Annotated in this window: 13 protein-coding genes and 1 pseudogene; 3 read left to right on the top strand and 11 right to left on the bottom strand. The window is 45.6% G+C overall.

The annotated features are described in order from the left end of the window. Window positions 1–144: transposase (locus BMZ40_RS12710; RefSeq protein ID WP_143075632.1), on the top strand; the 144-nt coding region annotated here is incomplete at its 5' end. Window positions 145–381: 237 nt separating this feature from the next. On the opposite strand, the gene BMZ40_RS12705 is transcribed toward BMZ40_RS12710, so the two are convergent. Continuing rightward, window positions 382–1497 carry a glycosyltransferase family 4 protein gene (locus BMZ40_RS12705; RefSeq protein WP_092376351.1) on the bottom strand — a complete coding sequence of 372 codons (1116 nt, stop codon included), beginning with the start codon at window positions 1495–1497 and terminating at the stop codon, window positions 382–384. After that, window positions 1475–2794, bottom strand: a complete 1320-nt coding sequence (locus BMZ40_RS19275; RefSeq protein WP_143075631.1) for an O-antigen polymerase — start codon at window positions 2792–2794, stop codon at window positions 1475–1477. Before BMZ40_RS19275 ends, BMZ40_RS12705 begins: the two co-directional genes overlap by 23 nt. Before the next feature lie 82 nt (window positions 2795–2876). Between BMZ40_RS19275 and BMZ40_RS12700 the strand changes: the two are divergent. Next, window positions 2877–4118: pseudogene (locus BMZ40_RS12700) on the top strand (ISL3 family transposase). Window positions 4119–4481: 363 nt separating this feature from the next. On the opposite strand, the gene BMZ40_RS19270 reads toward BMZ40_RS12700, so the two are convergent. The 8 genes from BMZ40_RS19270 to BMZ40_RS12665 all read right to left on the bottom strand — a co-directional run bounded on the left by BMZ40_RS19270 (window position 4482) and on the right by BMZ40_RS12665 (window position 14827). Continuing rightward, complete coding sequence (locus BMZ40_RS19270) at window positions 4482–5819, bottom strand: hypothetical protein (protein ID WP_143075630.1); 1338 nt, start codon at window positions 5817–5819, stop codon at window positions 4482–4484. Between the two features lie 61 nt (window positions 5820–5880). Further along, window positions 5881–6942 (bottom strand): pseudaminic acid synthase, encoded by a 1062-nt coding sequence (gene pseI, locus BMZ40_RS12695; RefSeq protein WP_092376349.1) that lies wholly within the window; start codon window positions 6940–6942, stop codon window positions 5881–5883. After that, window positions 6939–9134 carry a UDP-2,4-diacetamido-2,4,6-trideoxy-beta-L-altropyranose hydrolase gene (gene pseG / locus BMZ40_RS12690; protein ID WP_177193160.1) on the bottom strand — a complete coding sequence of 732 codons (2196 nt, stop codon included), beginning with the start codon at window positions 9132–9134 and terminating at the stop codon, window positions 6939–6941. The genes pseI and pseG overlap by 4 nt, the downstream gene beginning before the upstream one ends. Next, window positions 9134–9835, bottom strand: coding sequence for a pseudaminic acid cytidylyltransferase (gene pseF / locus BMZ40_RS12685; protein ID WP_092376343.1), 702 nt, complete (start codon window positions 9833–9835; stop codon window positions 9134–9136). The genes pseG and pseF overlap by 1 nt, the downstream gene beginning before the upstream one ends. Then, window positions 9832–10992, bottom strand: a complete 1161-nt coding sequence (gene pseC, locus BMZ40_RS12680; protein WP_092376340.1) for a UDP-4-amino-4,6-dideoxy-N-acetyl-beta-L-altrosamine transaminase — start codon at window positions 10990–10992, stop codon at window positions 9832–9834. The genes pseF and pseC overlap by 4 nt, the downstream gene beginning before the upstream one ends. Window positions 10993–10994: 2 nt before the next feature. Then, complete coding sequence (pseB, locus tag BMZ40_RS12675) at window positions 10995–11993, bottom strand: UDP-N-acetylglucosamine 4,6-dehydratase (inverting) (protein WP_092376337.1); 999 nt, start codon at window positions 11991–11993, stop codon at window positions 10995–10997. A gap of 35 nt (window positions 11994–12028) precedes the next feature. Then, the gene (locus tag BMZ40_RS12670; protein WP_143075629.1) at window positions 12029–13234 is read right to left on the bottom strand and encodes a lipopolysaccharide biosynthesis protein; all 1206 of its coding nucleotides are present in this window, start codon (window positions 13232–13234) and stop codon (window positions 12029–12031) included. A gap of 195 nt (window positions 13235–13429) precedes the next feature. Continuing rightward, window positions 13430–14827 (bottom strand): undecaprenyl-phosphate glucose phosphotransferase, encoded by a 1398-nt coding sequence (locus BMZ40_RS12665; protein ID WP_092376331.1) that lies wholly within the window; start codon window positions 14825–14827, stop codon window positions 13430–13432. 162 nt (window positions 14828–14989) lie between these two features. Here BMZ40_RS12665 and BMZ40_RS12660 point away from each other — a divergent pair, with 162 nt between their 5' ends. Continuing rightward, window positions 14990–15769, top strand: coding sequence for a tyrosine-protein phosphatase (locus tag BMZ40_RS12660; RefSeq protein WP_245751108.1), 780 nt, complete (start codon window positions 14990–14992; stop codon window positions 15767–15769). 54 nt (window positions 15770–15823) lie between these two features. On the opposite strand, the gene BMZ40_RS12655 is transcribed toward BMZ40_RS12660, so the two are convergent. Beyond that, window positions 15824–16621 (bottom strand): hypothetical protein, encoded by a 798-nt coding sequence (locus tag BMZ40_RS12655; RefSeq protein ID WP_092376325.1) that lies wholly within the window; start codon window positions 16619–16621, stop codon window positions 15824–15826. Window positions 16622–16636: the final 15 nt, after the last annotated feature.

The following is a 16636-nucleotide window of genomic DNA, read 5'->3' as shown; positions in this document are numbered from 1 at the left end:
TTGCACACCAATGCGAGGCTTGAAGGCTACAATGGCCTTTTCCAGGCGGCGAGAGCCAGAGCCCGAGGATACCGAAATGTGGAGAACTTCATCACCATGGTCTACCTGATCGCGGCTCCGATTCAGGTCTTGGTGGCTTCATGAATTCCACATTAAACGTCGAAGAACCGAAATGAAAGAGGGGGCGTCCCGTGGGAAGCCTCCACTCCGTGTACGAGGCTGAGATGCGGGGAGTTCAGGATGTGAATAATTTACCTGTCCTTTTATGCCTTCATTTCGACCAGAAAATGCATTTTTCACTGCATTACTGGTTATTTGAAATACAATATCTCCGAGTAAATATCGATATATTTCAGTGTATTGTCATATTTTCAGGGCCGACTATTTATTTGCAATAAAATCGTTATATTTTTCTATAACGAATGCGTAAAATTTATTTGAAAATGCATAATTAGAGAATTTTGATGCATGATTTCGAATAATTTCAGGATCGTATTTAAAAAAACGCTCAAAATTATTTACTGCATTAATAATTGACTCTTCTGTTTGATCGTCAAAAAAAATTCCTGTTTTTTCATCTATTACTGTTTCTAAAGTACCACCTTTTTTAAATGCAATAACAGGTGTTCCACATGCTTGAGCTTCGATTGGTATAATTCCAAAATCTTCTTCTGCTGCAAATATAAAAGCTTTTGCTTTTTGTAAATGATGTCGAAGAATTTCTGTAGGTTGATATCCAAGAATTATGATGTTTGAATTCGCAATTGATTTAATTTTTTTTAGTTGCGGGCCGTCTCCAATCACAACAAGTTGTCTATTAGGAAGTTTATTGAAGGATTTTACGATTAAATCGATTTTTTTATAAGGAACAAGGCGTGAAGCAGTGAGATAATAATTTTCTTTGAGTGGAGAGAAGTGAAAGTCAGAAATATCGATGCCAGGATATATAACATCAGAATCTCTTCTGTATATTTTATGAATTCTTTTTTTTACAAATTTACTGTTCGCAATAAAAAAATCTACATTATTTGCTGTTCTGTAGTCCCAGTTTCTAATTTTGAAAAGAATATAACGTGCAACTAAACTTTTAATTCCTTTTGTCAAATTAGATTCAGTTAAGTATTGGTGTTGTAAGTCCCAAGCATATCTAATTGGTGTATGGCAATAACATATATGTAATTGATTTGGTCCTGTAATGACGCCTTTTGCTACTGCGTAGCTGCTACTAATTATTAAATCATAAGAAGAAACATCAAGTTGCTCAATCGCAAAAGGCATAAATGGCAAGTATTTTTGATATAACTTTTTCGAAAAAGGAAAATTTTGAATAAATGTATTTTTTGTATTTTTATCATAAAGAACTTTTTTGTCTTCTTTAGATAAATGATTAATAACAGAAAATAAATCTGAATTCGGAAATATTTTTAAAATTTGCGCTAAAACATTTTCAGCTCCAGCTATATAAATAAGCCAATCATGTATAATTGCGATTTTCATATTTTTCCTTTTTAATTAAAAAGCGATATATTACGAATGCAGTTAAGCCTGAAAATAAAAAATAAAATCGAGAACTTGAGAAACTGTTGAATAATGGTGAGAAAATAACTGTAGCTTGGAAAAATGGATATAGTATTATGCCGATGAACTGACCTCTTTTTCTCGATAGATATAATTGAGATAATATTACCCCAAATATTGTTGATTCGAAAATAAGTCCGGAAAATCCGAAATCTATTATAAACACATCTCCATAGAATGTTTGATATCTTCCAGGTCTAGGATTTAATATGCTTAAATCGTATGTATTATAATTATTTTCAAATAAAATTGAAAAAAATTTGTCTAATATAAAAAATTGTTTTTTTCCGTATAAAATATTAGCATGGTCGAAATTGTCTAATAAATAAGAGAATTCACTTAGACCTTGTAAAATGTAGTGCAAAAACCAATAAATGCCAAAAGCAAATGATTTTAAGAAAGGAACGTCAAAACATTTTAAAAGAAATTCATTTGGTTGAAGTAAGTTGTTGTTGTAGGAAATAAAAGTATTGATACTGCCGAACATTAATTCAATTCTTTGTGTATAAAAAATGAATCCAACAAAAAGAACTGTAATGAAAATAAGAAATATTTTTAAAATAAATTTTAAATTTATTTTTTTATTATTTATAATTGTAGAATAAAAATAGCAATAAAAAATATATGTTAATGTAAAAGTGGCTCCTAATATGCCTGCAGTTAAAAAATTATCAAGTATTGGCGCTAACAAGAGCGTAAAGCATAAATAACATGTGTGTTTATTTAAGTATTTTCGATAAATTATAAATAATATTGTTAAGGGATAGGTAAATCCAAATAAAAATGCGCTGACAGCAGATATAATATTAGCTTGAGCAACATCACTATCGCTAGAATATGTTAAAGATTGAAGTGTGATTCTTAATGATGCTAATCCATGCGAAAAATCAAAATTTCGAATAAAAAAGATATCAATAAATCTGATTATTACTCCAAATAATGAAAATATTAAGCATATAGTTATTATTTTTTTAATTTTGATCGAGTATTTTAAGGTGTAATATATATTATTATATTTTCTATTTTGAAAGAGTTGTATAAAAAAAGAAGATGATATAAAAAAAAATATGCTATAAATTAAGTAAATATACGACCAACTTATGTATTCAAAATTTAACGGTGCTATAAAAATTAATATAAGTATTAAAATATATATAGTGAGTGCTAATTTGTGCGGTGATGGGTCAAGTATGTTTGATTTGATTTTATTATTCATCATTTTTTATGGTTCTTCGTCGTTTGATGTGGAATTGACCGACCTCAGCCAGTTTGGATAGCCCTCCCTCAGGAGGACTGCCATGCAAGCTGAAGAAATTTTTGCCTTGGGCCTCGGCCTCACGCCGCCCTGGAAAGTTATGAGTCAACGTCTTGATACCGACCACACGCCTTCAAAGCTCCACCTGGAGATCGGTGCTGATCGCGGAGCGCTGTACCCGTGCCCCGAGTGCGGAGCCGCGTGCGAGGCTCATGACTTCAAGGAATTCACATGGCGGCATCTCAACTTCTTCCAGCATCACTGCTACCTCACAGCCCGACTGCCGAGGATCAATTGCCCCGAGCATTGAATCCGACGTGTCGAAGCCCCATGGTCCAGGGAAGGCAGCCGTTTTACCCTGCTTTTCGAGCAGTTTGTCATGAGCCTCGTTCGAGAGATGCCGGTCAATGCCGTAGCCCGCCACGTTGAGGTCACGGACAAGCGCTTGTGGCGCATCGTCCGCCACTATGTGTCCAAAGCCATCGCCGCACTGGACCTGAAGAGCCTCAGGGCAATCGGGCTGGACGAGACCGCCTCCAAACGAGGCCACAACTATATTACCGTCTTCATCGACCTGAACCGATCCGACAAGCCCATGATCTTTGCGACTCCCGGCAAGGGCAAGGATTGCCTGACGAAGTTCTGCACGTTCATCGAAGCCCATGAGGGTTGTCCCGAGAATATCGTCGAAGTTGTCTGCGACATGTCGCCGGCGTTCCTTTCCGCAGTCGAACAGGAGTTCAAGTTCGCCTCGGTGACAGTCGACTGGTTCCATGTAGTCCAGCTCTTCACCAAGGCCGTCGATGACGTCAGAAAGCTAGAAGCTAGGCAGACAAAGCTGCCGGACCACACCCGTTGGGCCGTGCTCAAGGGCGCTGAAAAAGAACGCACGCAACACCAAGAGAATGCTCTCCTGGAACTCGTCGAGCAGGGTTTCGCTACCGCCAAGGCCTACCGTGTCAAAGAACTTCTGCGCTGGGTGCGGCGGGCCGAATCAAAGCAGGCCGCCAAGTGGCGCATCACTCATTTTCTCAAGCATGCGGCGGAGTATGCTGCCGACTGCCCGCTCCTGGAGCCTGTGCGGAGCGCACTTGCAAGCTTCGAGAGGCACTTGCCGCGAATACTTCATCGTTGGCACTCCTTGCACACCAATGCGAGGCTTGAAGGCTACAATGGCCTTTTCCAGGCGGCGAGAGCCAGAGCCCGAGGATACCGAAATGTGGAGAACTTCATCACTATGGTCTACCTGATCGCGGCTCCGATTCAGGTCTTGGTGACTTCATGAAATCCACATCAAACGTCGAAGAACCATTTTTATCTTATATTTTAATAATAAATTTGGGTCATGACTAGAACAGCGGGTTTGTCCTGATGATTTTGAGTAGGACTTTGTAGATGTTCTGGTCCTTGTGGGTAAACCAAAATTCACACTCTTTCAAATTTGAGGATGTCGTTTCCTTGAGACTCCTTTGATCTTGGCAAAGAAGGAGATGGAATACACTTAAAAGGCAGTCACCAAATCAAATTGAGGGGTATCAAAGTCGAATGGAAAAATCTCACAAATTATCACATTTTAGCAGATTTATTTTCCGCTCTTCTAATTATAGTCTTTAATTTTTTAAAATAATGATACATTTTCTATTTAATATTATAAGCTTTGGTTGATAATTTTTAAAATATTATTAGATGTTAGTGTGATATTTGATTTATCCATTACATCTGGCATGTTCGAAGGATCAGAAATTTTTCCTTCAAATGTTGTTTTGAATAGTTTTTTGATTATATTTATTCTTTCTGTATCGTCATGAGGTAAGTAATTATTATTTTCTATGGTCTTCGTAATACTTATAATTTCTTCTAATTTTTTAATGTTAAATATATTTTTATTGTTATCAAGGATGCTTTTTCCGAGTTGTACTATTGGTTTTCCTGAAAGTGAACATTCAATTGCTATTGTCCCTGTTACTGTACAAAATAAATCAATTTTATTAAAAATGTCTGACATTTCAGTCTCTAATGGTAATAATTTTATTTTTTTGTTTTTTATGATCGATGCTATTTTTTTTGCATTCATTTCATATTTAAATTTAGGATTAGATTTAACCAAAATAGTCCATTTATCATTTAATAATTCTGCCATTTCTATTAATAATTTCTCTTGATTTCTATATTTTATTCCCCAAACATCTAAATTTGCTTCTGGTTGCATTTGTAATGGGTATAATAATTTATAATTACGTATATTATCTATATTTTTTATAGATTTTTTTTGCCATTTATATGAAGAATATTTCCTATTAATTTCCAATAAAGTTTTTATTATAGGTGATGGTGTGTTATATTTTTCACCATGAGCATAAGATCTTAATATATCATATTTGTTTTCAATTGAATTTGGAGTTGGAAAATTTCTATTTGATTCTTTTCCTTTAGTTTTGTACATATAGTCTGGTTTTTTTATTCTATTTTTTATATCATTCGCTATTTGTAAACACTCATTGTCGCTTGGAATTTGGTCATTGTGTCCGATAGGTTCTTTTGTATTGTACTTGTAAGCGCTAAATCTTCCATGTGGATAGCCAACCATGCTTGGATTTATATACAGTATGCCAAATTTTTTGCATATTTTTATAGTTAATAATTCGTGAAATAGAGTGCTTTCTCCGATTACTACGTCTGGGTCTTCTCTGACCATCCATTTTTTTATTTTTTCATAGTAATATTCGTAATGATGAGTTGTTCCTTTAAAGTAATTTATGCTTCTATCGGCATTAAAGATGTCTGAAAAATCATAATTTTGTATTTTAGACAGGTTGCTTTTTTGTGGATAAGGGATTGTGCAGATATTTTTGCAAGATGGTATGAATTTTAAATTTTGTATTATCCATGTTGTTTCATGCCCTTTTTCTTCAAAATATTTGCTAATAGATTCCCAAAAAAATGTTTTATATCTGTTTTCTACAAAAGCTATTTTGTAATTTTTCATTTTCATATTTTATTAATAATTTTAGTTTAGCAGATCATTTTTGTATAATTTTATTAAGGATTTATTGATTTTCATTATTAAACAATATGTTGTCTTTCGAAGTTGCTGTTCCTTTTAGTACTGACAGTTTTGTTTTTTTTCCAATTATTGACTCATAATATTTAGGGGCAAGCCCCATCCCCGGACGAATTCTCCGAATATCATCCCGTGTAATTTTTGCCCCTTTCTTGAGATCGCGGACAAAGTAAACAGAGCGTCGAAAGATTTTCGATTTTTCTTCCGCCTCCTCCCGCGTGTATCCCGCCTTGCCCAAAGCTCTCCATGCGTCTTTTGCTTCGACGCAAAGCCGTTCCATCTCATGTGGTTCGAGGGAAAATTCGCAGTCAGGCCCTTTGTCTTGTCTGCTTAGGGTAAAATGCTTTTCAATGACGCATGCTCCGAGGGCTACGGCCGTTACCGCGGCAGTTGTCCCCATCGTATGGTCGGAAAGGCCACTTATTACGCCGAACCTTCGCGCAAGTTCGGGAATCTGTCGCAGGTTCGCCTGCTCGATCGGGGCAGGGTAGCTGCTGATGCAGTGCAGCAGGATCAGGTCCTTGCATCCGGCTTCGTGCGCGGCGGCGACGGCCTCGTCGATTTCTTCCTCGCTGGCCATTCCGGTCGACATGATCATGGGTTTGCCTGTGCTGGCGGCATAGCGGATGAGCGGCAGATCAACGATTTCGAAGGATGCGATCTTGTACGCCGGGGTGCCCAAGTCTTCCAGAAGGTCCACTGCGGTTTCGTCAAATGGTGTCGAGAAAATGGTTATGCCGAGATTCCTGGCGTGATCGAACATCGCCTGATGCCATTCATACGGAGTTTCGGCCCATTTATAGAGGTCATACAGCTTGAAACCGTCCCACAGCCCTCCCTTGATGAGGAAATCCGGAGCGTCGCAGTCGATGGTGAGGGTGTCCGCGGTGTACGTCTGGAGCTTGACGGCGTCCGCACCGCACCGATGCGCGGCTTCAATGGTCTGAAGCGCCCGTTCCAGCGAACCGTTGTGGTTGGCTGAAAGCTCGGCGATGATATAGGGCGGATGGTCGGGGCCGATGGCGCGGCCGTTGATCATGACTGTCATGAATTCCTTCCTCCGCTGGAGGGTCGTCTGGAGATTTTCAGAATAAATTCCTGGCCCTTGTGCTTGAAGAATGCGGGATAGTCCTTGTTGTCGACGATGCGCAGGTGATTGAATTGTTCAGCAAGAGTCTTGGTGGAATCCAATTCGCTGTCCGTGTTGCGGCGACGAGGGTACGAGCTGCTATCGCCGGTCTGCTCTCTCGCCTCATGGAGAATTTCGGGATGCCTGGAGACGAATGACCGGGCAAGATCGATCGTCGCGTCGGCGATCAGATCCCTCCAGTCGTCGATGAGTTCCGCGCCGTGGAGGGGAATCCACTTCTGAAGATAAATCGGGCCGGCGTCGACTGCGTCAACCGCTTCGAGGAGGGTGAGCGGCAGGCGCTCTACGCCTTCCAAGATAAGCCAGCTAGCCGGAGACCAGCCGCGTCCTTTGGGGAGGTCGCTTGCATGGACGACGAGATTGTTTTTGTAACGCGAGCGAGTCTTGGCATCGACGATCCGGCCGTAGCTCAGGTAGAAACAGAGGTCCCCGCCGGGCAGAGTCGATGCGTCATGCGACCAGCTGACGGAATGCCCTTCTGCCAGCCAGCCCAGGATCAGCTTGGGGACAGAGGCGTTGATCCAGCTGCCTCGATCCGTACATACGGCAATTTCCAGTCGTTTTTGCCTCGTAGAGTTGGCGTATCGGGCGTACCTTTTCGCGGCGCTCATTGGCGCCATGTTGTCATTCTGCATGCCCGAGAAAATCAAGACTTCTGCTGAACTCTTTCTCAATGCCAGCAGGGCTTCTTCCAAGGCCATGTCATCTTTGATGAAGCTTCCAAGATGAGGTTGATGCAATATCCAAATAGACCATGAAGTCTCATGGCGTGAAAAACAAACCATGGATACTGGAATGCTGCTTGATGTTTCGACGATGAAAACTCGATAATTATCGATATCTCGCAAACATTTTTGGAAACCTTTTGTAGTCTCTGTCGACTGAGGAATATCCCTTGTTGAGTTCTTTGTGTGTGTTGACGAAACATTCGACAAGCAAAGCACAATTCTTTCGTCATTCAGTGTTGCAGGGCGTGCGTGTAAAGAATTTATATCGCCTACAACGAGAATGCTGCTGACCCTTGACGTTCCCTTGCCTTCGACGGCATGGCCGCATCGTTCGGACCAGCCGCTCTCCAATCCATTTTTCATGAGCCTTCTCAGAATTTCGGTCATGGCGTGCTCATCGACCTCATCCTTGTGGCCGAGACACTGCACAAGCCTTAGTTTATGCAGTTCGGCCGCAATCGGTCTCTGATTTTCGGCAAGGGTGATGACTGCGCTTGGCAACCCCAGACAGCACCGCTCCCAGGATGTAGCCCCGCTTGCACCAATCGCGAGATCGGCCCTCGTCATCAGCGGCGCCAAACTGGGCAGGCGTTCATGGAGGCTGATTCGTTTATCATTCCACGCCAGTTTTCGAATGGCTGCAATGTGGGGGCTTGCGGGGTCGATGACGACGTCCATGGAAATGTCTTCGGTTTTGAGCGATCCGAAAGCGGAAATGGTCATGCCCGTCAGATTGTCGGTGTCGGCGCCTCCGAAATAGACCAAGATGCGTCGAATTGGACCCTCCCGGGGCGGGACCCGGTCATGAAGATCAGCGTATACGGGCTGCAGCAGGGCGTACTCGGGGCCGAGCAGCAATGCGCACGTCTTGGGAACCTTGCCGCAATAGCGGTCCTGCCAGCCTTCGACCAGATTTTGATCCAGCAACAGTTCGCAATCATGGTTGCGATCGGCTAGGTCGTCTATGACCATCAGCTTGAGGCAAAACGGCCGCAATTCTCGTTCCCATCTCTCATCGATCGCATAGTGGTCGATCACTAGCCAATCGACGGTTACATCTCCCATAGCCTTGCGAGTCTGCGTAGCGTCTTTGCGCCAATCCGCGCCAAGCCATGCTGCATGGGCCGGAGAATCAACTTCGTGTTCCAAGCCCAACTCGGCTTCCGCTGAGGGCAGGCCGTGGGCTGTGAAGCCACGCTCTGAAATCAAATCGATCAGGTTTCCGGGGTGCTCACGGCAGATGAAGCGGCATTCGCATCCGCGCTCACGCAGGGCCTCCGCGAGCGTCAGGCATCGCATGACATGCCCTGTTCCGATTTTCAGGGAAGCGTCGACGCGAAAGACGATTTTTCTCGGGTTCATCACCATTCCTCAAGCTGGCGCAGTGTCGTGAACATCAGTTCCGCCCGCCGCCAGTCCTCGACGGTGTCAATGTCTTGGACCCGGTGGCGGGGCAGCAGGACGGGGATGGCGTCGGAATTGAATATCGGTCGTCCTTCGATCCAGGCTTCCGCCCGGCCCCAATAAAACTGGCCGGCATCGTGGTACGCTTCTTCCAGATCCTGGGAGCGGGTGTTGAAGTGCTCCGGGTTGAACATCTCGACTCTCCCGTCTTTTCTGATGCGCACAGCGCGTTGGATCGGGAACGGAAAGCTGGTGGCGGAAAAGGCGTAGTCGCACCCATGGCGAAGCAGCGCTTCGAGCCCCTGGCGCAGGTCCGCCGGACGAACGAAGGGGGCGGTTGCATACACACAGCACACTTCTTCCGGTTTCTCAGCCGTATGCTCCAGATACCAGTCTATCGCGTGCGCAACGACAGGAATTGTTCCCGTGTGATCATCGGACAACGCTCTCGGACGGACAAAGGGCGCTTCAGCTCCCCAATGACAGGAAATTTCGGCTATCTCGGCATCGTCAGTTGAAACGATGATCCGATCGAAACACCCGCTCTTCCTCGCCGCTTCGATGGCCCAGGCAATCATGGGCCTGCCGCAGAACTCCCTGATGTTCTTTCGGGGAATGCGCTTGCTGCCGCCCCGTGCGGGAATCACCGCCAGTTTCATTGCTGCACCGCCTTGCGAAGCGCCTCCACAACGGCGTCCTGCTGGGCTTCCGTCATGCCATGAAACATGGGCATGCTGATGGCTTCGGCATAATAGCTCTCGGCCTGAGGGAAATCTCCGGGCTCAAAACCCAAGTTGCGGTAGTAGGGCTGGGTATGAACAGGAATGTAATGCACATTCACGCCAATTCCTTGGTTGCGCAGACTCTCGAAAACGTGGAGTTGGCGCCTGTCTGTCTGAGTTGGGTCCAAGCGGATCACATACAGATGGAGACCTGAATAAGAATCCGGATGCTGCCAAGGCGTGACCACGGGAAGGCCAGTAAGCATTTTATCGTAACGGAAGGCTAAGGCATGGCGACGCGCGACGAACTCATCAAGTCTTTTCATCTGGCTGACGCCAAGGGCCGCCTGCAGTTCGGTCATACGGTAATTGAAGCCGAGATCGATCTGCTGATAGTACCAGGGGCCGTCTGGTTCGTGCGTCATCAGGTCCGGATCGCGGGTGATGCCGTGACTGCGCAGCAGGGACATCCGTTCCGCCAGGCGAGCGTCGTTGGTCGTCGCCATGCCGCCTTCGGCGGTGGTGATGATCTTGACGGGATGGAAGCTGAAAATGGTTATGTCGCTGTACCGGCAATTGCCGATGAATTCGTCTCGGTATTTGCCGCCGATGGCATGGGATGCGTCCTCGATAATCCTGAACCCGTAGCGTTTCCCCAAGGCATGGATGGCTGCCATGTCGCAGGGCTGGCCGCAGAGATGGACAGGGGCCACGATTTTGGGCAGGCGGCCCTCGCGCTCGGCCTGTTCGAGCTTGCGCGCCAAGGCTTTCGGGCAGAGGTTGTAAGTGCGCGGGTCGATGTCGACGAAGTCCACCCCGGCCCCGCAGTACAGTCCGCAATTGGCCGACGCCACGAACGTGATCGGGCTGGTCCAAAGCCAATCATCCTGCCCAAGCCCAAGCGCCAGGCAGGCTATGTGCAGAGCTGATGTGGCGCTGTTGACCGCGACAGCGTGGGTAGACCCGACATGTCTGGCGACCGTTTCCTCGAAATGCGCCACCATGGGGCCCTGCGTCAGGAAGTCCGACCGCAGGACGTCAACGACCGCGTCAATGTCCGACTGGGTTATTTCCTGGCGACCGTAGGGGATCATGATCAGATGTTTCCTATCTTGTCTCTGTTGCTAACGATCCACGCTCCCAACTCAGCCGGGGCCATCCACTCAGTATTGTTGTTGCTGGTGTAGCTGAAGCCTTCGGGCACCTTCTTTCCGTCCTTGATCCGTTTGCTGCAATTCGCCCAGCCGTTGATGGCGGGGAGGATCTTGTAATGCTCCGGATACTCGTATGTGTAGTAGGAGTCATCCTCTCCGATCATCTGTTCGTGCAGCTTTTCTCCGGGGCGGATACCGATGAATTCGAGCTTGGCGTTGGGAGCAATGGTCTGGGCGAGGTCTGTGACCTTCATGGAGGGAATTTTTTTGACATAGATTTCTCCGCCCTGCATGTCCTCGAAAGCATGCCAGACAAGCTCGACGCCTTGCTCAAGGGAGATCATGAACCGTGTCATGCGCTCGTCGGTAATAGGCAGCACGCCCTTGTCCTTGATGGAAAGGAAGAAAGGAATGACCGAACCTCTTGAGCCCATGACATTGCCATAGCGGACCACGGCGAATCTCGTCGTTTTGCTTCCGGAATAGGAGTTGCCGGCTACAAAGAGCTTGTCCGAAGCTAGTTTAGTGGCACCGTAGAGGTTCACAGGGCTGCTGGCCTTGTCCGTCGAAAGGGCGACCACCCGTTTGACCCCTTTGTCGATGCAGGCATCTATGAGGTTCGTGGCACCGTTGATGTTCGTCTTGACGCACTCGAAGGGGTTGTATTCGGCCGTTGGTACTATCTTGGTTGCGGCAGCGTGGACCACGTAGTCGACGCCATCGAGCGCCCGGTACAGCCGTTCACGGTCCCTGACGTCGCCTATGAAAAATCGAACTCGTGAATCATGATGAAATTTTTTTGCCATGTCCCACTGTTTCATTTCATCGCGAGACAATATTATGATTTTTTTAGGATTGAATTTGCTTAATGTCATAGGCACAAAGGCATTTCCAAAAGATCCAGTTCCGCCAGTCACCAGGATAGTTGATTCTTTGAGCATATGTTAGCCCTGTTGTTAATAAATTGAAACAATTGTTATGCAGCGAGTGTGTTACTGCGTTTGAGCATTGTATATTTAAATATAAAAAGGAATGAAAATGTGATCGCAAGTGATATTGGTATGGATATTGTGTCGTAAAATTGTGATAATGCAATTGTTGCAATAAAAAAAATTGGTAGCGAAAAAAGATGGCTGACTATAATGCTTCTATCCTGGCGCAGTGCGTAAAGTCCATAGTGTGGAATCATGCTTATTGCTGATATCGCTGTGGCGAATATTGTCCAAAAAAGCAGTGGTAAGTGTTGGGAGTACACATCCCTTTTTATCCAATGGATTATTGGCCCTGTTAAAATTATGGCTGCTGCAGAAACTGTGAATGCCAATAAGGTAGTTTGAATACCCATACGTCGCAATTGAGCTTTGAATCCTTTTGTATCCTTTCTTCCGACCGCAGCAATCAACTCTGGATAGGTGAATGAAAAAACCGCCGCATCAAGAAAGCTCATGATGGCATTGGCGATTCCGGCAAAAAAAACATACGCTGCAAGAACTTCAAGACCGCTTATAGCTTCAACCCAATATCGATCAAAAGTGTAAAGAGCTCGTAGTGAAAGTGTAGCCAGTAAAAAGGGAAAAGCCACTTTTATCCCTTTTTTGATCCACTTCCAATCGACAGGCAGCTTCAGGGAAATCGAATCCAGATTGCGCAATCGGATAAAGCCCAGGATGCATGCGCTGGATACGCCTAGTGTCCATGCAGCGAGGACAAACGTGAGATGCCTCTGCTCTGGAAAGATCCACAATATGACTGCCGTCATGAATGCCCAGCATCCATGCCGAATAAATAGAATAACGCTAGCCCAGAGAGGTTCTGAGATTGCTACAAGCAGTCTGTTAATTTCCTGGGCGACATGTTCCAGTGCCAACAATGGAAAAAACCAAAAAACAAGTTCCCAAGGTAAAAATCCAATCCAAAAAATCAAAAAACTCGCTGGGATCAATATTGTGTATGTGATTGTATAGAAAATACCTTGGTCACGAAGCATTGCCGCCCATTTTTTTTTGTCTGTAACAATGAGTTCCCGAGTAGAGTATGTATAAAAGTCGAACCCTAAAGCCATTAGGCAATAAAAAATGGTTGCACTGAAAAGTCCGTAAAGCCCTACCTCCAGAGGCTCGAGAAATTTGGCCAGAACAAAGAGGAGGGCGAATTTGCTGACAAGAGTGGTGCCACGAAGCACGAGGTTGAGAAGTCGCTCCAAAACTTCGCGTACTCTATTTATCACAGAGTGCGTTCATCATATTGATTTTTAGGTTCATCCAGCGATAACTGATTGAATTTATCGGTTGTCCTGCGATTGTAACTTCAAAAGCCAAAGACTGTATGTGTGAAATCATCATGGAGTTGACAGCGCACGGAAAAGGAAGGCGTGACATCAGCACGCGTTAGTTCCTGTGAAGCCGCCTGCGATGGTTTGAAGGATGATTTTGAAATCTAGAAGCGGGGTCCATGTTCGAATGTATTCCAGATCCATGCGTATCCTGCCTTCCATTTTGTCCAGAGTGTCGGTTGGCCCGCGGAATCCGTTGACTTGGGCCAGGCCGGTAATGCCGGGTTTGACTTTGTGACGGAGCATGTATCCTGCCACGAGTTTGCGGTACTCCTCGTTCATGGCCACGGCGTGAGGGCGTGGTCCGACAATGGACATGGAACCTTGGAGTACGTTTAGAAATTGTGGCAGTTCATCCAGAGAGTATCGTCGTAGAAATGCGCCGATCTTTGTCACTCTGGAATCAAATTTTACGCACTGGGTGAAATTATGTCCGTTTTCGCAGACGTTCATGGTTCTGAACTTCAGAACCATGATTGGTGTGCCATCCAGTCCATATCGCTGCTGAGCGAAAAATATCGGTCCAGGGGAATCAAATTTTATGGCAATGGCAATGGTGAGCATTATCGGGGCCGATAAAATCAGGATTAGCGTGCCCAAGATGAGATCCAGCGTGCGTTTTAATACAGCGTAGAATCCAAAAAATGGTGATTCCCAGAGTGCAATTGCTGGGATATCTCCGAGGTAGTCCACAATTCCGGAAAGCATCATTTTAAATTGAAAGATGTCTGGAACAAAATAGACAGTGGATGTTGAGTCTGTCAGCTCGTTGACGATGCGTTTTATTTTTTTTTCTGCCCGCATTGGCAGCGTGATGTATACGATATCTGTTCCTTGTTCGCGCACATGGTCGGCAACCATGTCTGTCCTGCCCAGAATCATGCCGTGGTTCTCCAAGCGTCCCTCTTTCTTGTCGTCGAAAAGACCCTGGACTCCAATACCGAGCCAGACGTTATTTGTAAGATAGTTGGATACGGAGACGCCAAGTGCTCCGGCTCCGACAATGACCGCTGTACGGGTGAACTGTTTCTTGCGACCAAAATGGCGCAGAAAACAGCTTAACGTGGCCCTAAACACAAAGAGAAATATAGGCCAAATGATCATCCATGTCGTGATGATGACACGCGAGAAGTCGGAACTGCTTTTGAGGACATATCCGATGACGAGCAGGCAGGAATAAGCCAAGACGCAACCTAGGAGCAGGCGTCTTGCTTCAAGTTGCCACTTTGCCGCGAACCATGGACGGTAGGTTCCGGCAAGATTGAGGCAGATTGGAGCGAGAAACAGGATCAGAAAAGCCAGGGTCTGGTATTCTCTGGTGACAAACATGGTGTTCTGGTAGGCTATCTGACAAAGACCAAGGATGAGGACTCCTGATAACGCGTCAAATCCTTTGAGAAGGCTCAGGATTAATACAGCATCATGGCTCATTTTGTTTGGCATGCGAGACTCTCTTTTTTACTTTCACCAAGTTGTTTAAATGGAATTTTATAAGTGCATAATAATTTAATTTTTAGTTTGATTTTTATTTTCTAAATTATCGTTAATATTTATGTAATTTGTTTTCTTGATCTTTTTTTAAACACAAGTAAGTGTTGCCTTGCCATGATAGATATTCATTCTCACATACTGCCCGGTCTAGATGACGGCTCCCGGAACTTGGAAGAGTCAGTTGCCATGGCTCGAATGGCTGTCGACGATGGAATCCATGGCGTTATTTGTACGCCACATTGGAATCCTCCGATGTGGCCCAACGAACGAAGCGACATTTCTTTGGCCGTAGATGAATTCCGCTCACGATTGCAGGAGGAAGCCATTCCTTTGCAAATCTGGCCTGGAAGTGAACTTCATTTGGATGCCGAGTTGCCATCCATGCTCGCTGAAGGCCGCTTGGGCTCCCTCAACAGCGGTTCCTGGTTGCTGCTGGAGTTGCCAGGAAGTTTTTTGCCTCGCAGAATCGATGATTATCTGTGGCGGCTACTCCAGTTGGGCTACCAAGTGATCCTGGCTCATCCTGAACGCTATTCTTACGTGCTTCGTGACCCGGGACAGTTGCATGCCTGGGTCGAAATGGGAGTGACTGTGCAACTCACCTCCGCCAGTCTGCTTGGTCGGCTTGGGCCGGAAATCTTGTCCCTTTCACAACTTCTGCTGGAGCACCGCCTTGTGCATTTCTTGGCTAGCGACAGCCATGGCGAACACTCTCGCCGTCCACAACTTCGCGAGGCTCTTGATGTCGCAACCGACATCATGGGCAGAGAGGATGCCTTGCGATTGGTCGAGCGGCACCCAAACGCGGTCGTTATGAACAAACCCCTTTCGTTGACTGATTTCGCTCCGATGCCCATTTCGAAAAAAAGGCGGTTCTGGTTTAATTTTTGGTGATGAGCGTTGTTAATGTTTTTTTCTGTCCTGTAGTTACGCTTGTTATTCGACGGTTCAGAAGGGGCTGGATTCCCCGGAGTCTCCGTCGTCATTGTTATTGGCAATAATCAATGCCCCGGCTGACAAGGCTGTTAACGTGGTTAAGCCTACGACCAGATTCGTTCCGATGCTTGCAGTGCCGGTTCCCGTTGCCCCGGTAGTGCCCGACGGTTCTTGGGTGTCGCCGGTGGATGTTGTCGCTTGGGCCAGAACGATGGCGTTTCCGGCATGGATCAACTTGCGTCCGCTTGCAGACATTATTTCAAGAGATCCCTGCGTTATAGTCAGCAATGCTTTTTCCTCCGAGACATGAAGACTGCCGCGGAGCAAGCTGTTGGAACTGGCTGGAATCAGATAGGGCTTTGCGCGTATCGTATCAAAAGGGGTTTTGAATTCAATGGGCTTGCTGTTTGCTTGCAAGGCAAAATCCACGTTTCCTTTTTCGATCATGATGGAGAAATGGGAGGATTCTTCGATAATCGCAAATACGGTTTTGTCGGAACAGAGGAGTTGCAGCCCTTTGGCTTCAACATAGACTTGGTCCTGGCACGCCATGAACATTCCCTTGGGGGCAGGAATTTCTTTGTCCACGACAATGTTACTCTCCAGAAGCTCTATAGAGCCCATGGGGGTTATTGTGGCGGAAGGGGCCACGCCGTCAGTGGACGTTTTTGCGTAAAAGGAACTATTGTCACGGGCAATAATGCCGCCATTCGTGAGTTTTACGGATTCCTCAGGAAAGTTGCCTGCCAAGAGTGGCTGGGACAACAACATGACTAAGAACAATTGGATGATGGTTTTGTTTGTTAGCATGTGTCCTTCTTTTGT

This window comes from Desulfomicrobium apsheronum, assembly GCF_900114115.1.
Lineage (GTDB): Bacteria > Desulfobacterota > Desulfovibrionia > Desulfovibrionales > Desulfomicrobiaceae > Desulfomicrobium > Desulfomicrobium apsheronum.
Note: the sequence above shows the minus strand (reverse complement) of the source record. Positions and strands in the feature narration are given on the sequence as shown.

Bases quoted from the DNA above. Each gene is read 5' to 3' on its own strand.
- BMZ40_RS12705 (WP_092376351.1), bottom strand. From the start codon at position 1,497: ATGAAAATCGCAATTATACATGATTGGCTTATTTATATAGCTGGAGCT.
- BMZ40_RS19275 (WP_143075631.1), bottom strand. From the start codon at position 2,794: ATGAATAATAAAATCAAATCAAACATACTTGACCCATCACCGCACAAA.
- BMZ40_RS19270 (WP_143075630.1), bottom strand. From the start codon at position 5,819: ATGAAAAATTACAAAATAGCTTTTGTAGAAAACAGATATAAAACATTT.
- pseI (WP_092376349.1), bottom strand. From the start codon at position 6,942: ATGACAGTCATGATCAACGGCCGCGCCATCGGCCCCGACCATCCGCCC.
- pseG (WP_177193160.1), bottom strand. From the start codon at position 9,134: ATGAACCCGAGAAAAATCGTCTTTCGCGTCGACGCTTCCCTGAAAATC.
- pseF (WP_092376343.1), bottom strand. From the start codon at position 9,835: ATGAAACTGGCGGTGATTCCCGCACGGGGCGGCAGCAAGCGCATTCCC.
- pseC (WP_092376340.1), bottom strand. From the start codon at position 10,992: ATGATCCCCTACGGTCGCCAGGAAATAACCCAGTCGGACATTGACGCG.
- pseB (WP_092376337.1), bottom strand. From the start codon at position 11,993: ATGCTCAAAGAATCAACTATCCTGGTGACTGGCGGAACTGGATCTTTT.
- BMZ40_RS12665 (WP_092376331.1), bottom strand. From the start codon at position 14,827: ATGCCAAACAAAATGAGCCATGATGCTGTATTAATCCTGAGCCTTCTC.
- BMZ40_RS12660 (WP_245751108.1), top strand. From the start codon at position 14,990: ATGATAGATATTCATTCTCACATACTGCCCGGTCTAGATGACGGCTCC.
- BMZ40_RS12655 (WP_092376325.1), bottom strand. From the start codon at position 16,621: ATGCTAACAAACAAAACCATCATCCAATTGTTCTTAGTCATGTTGTTG.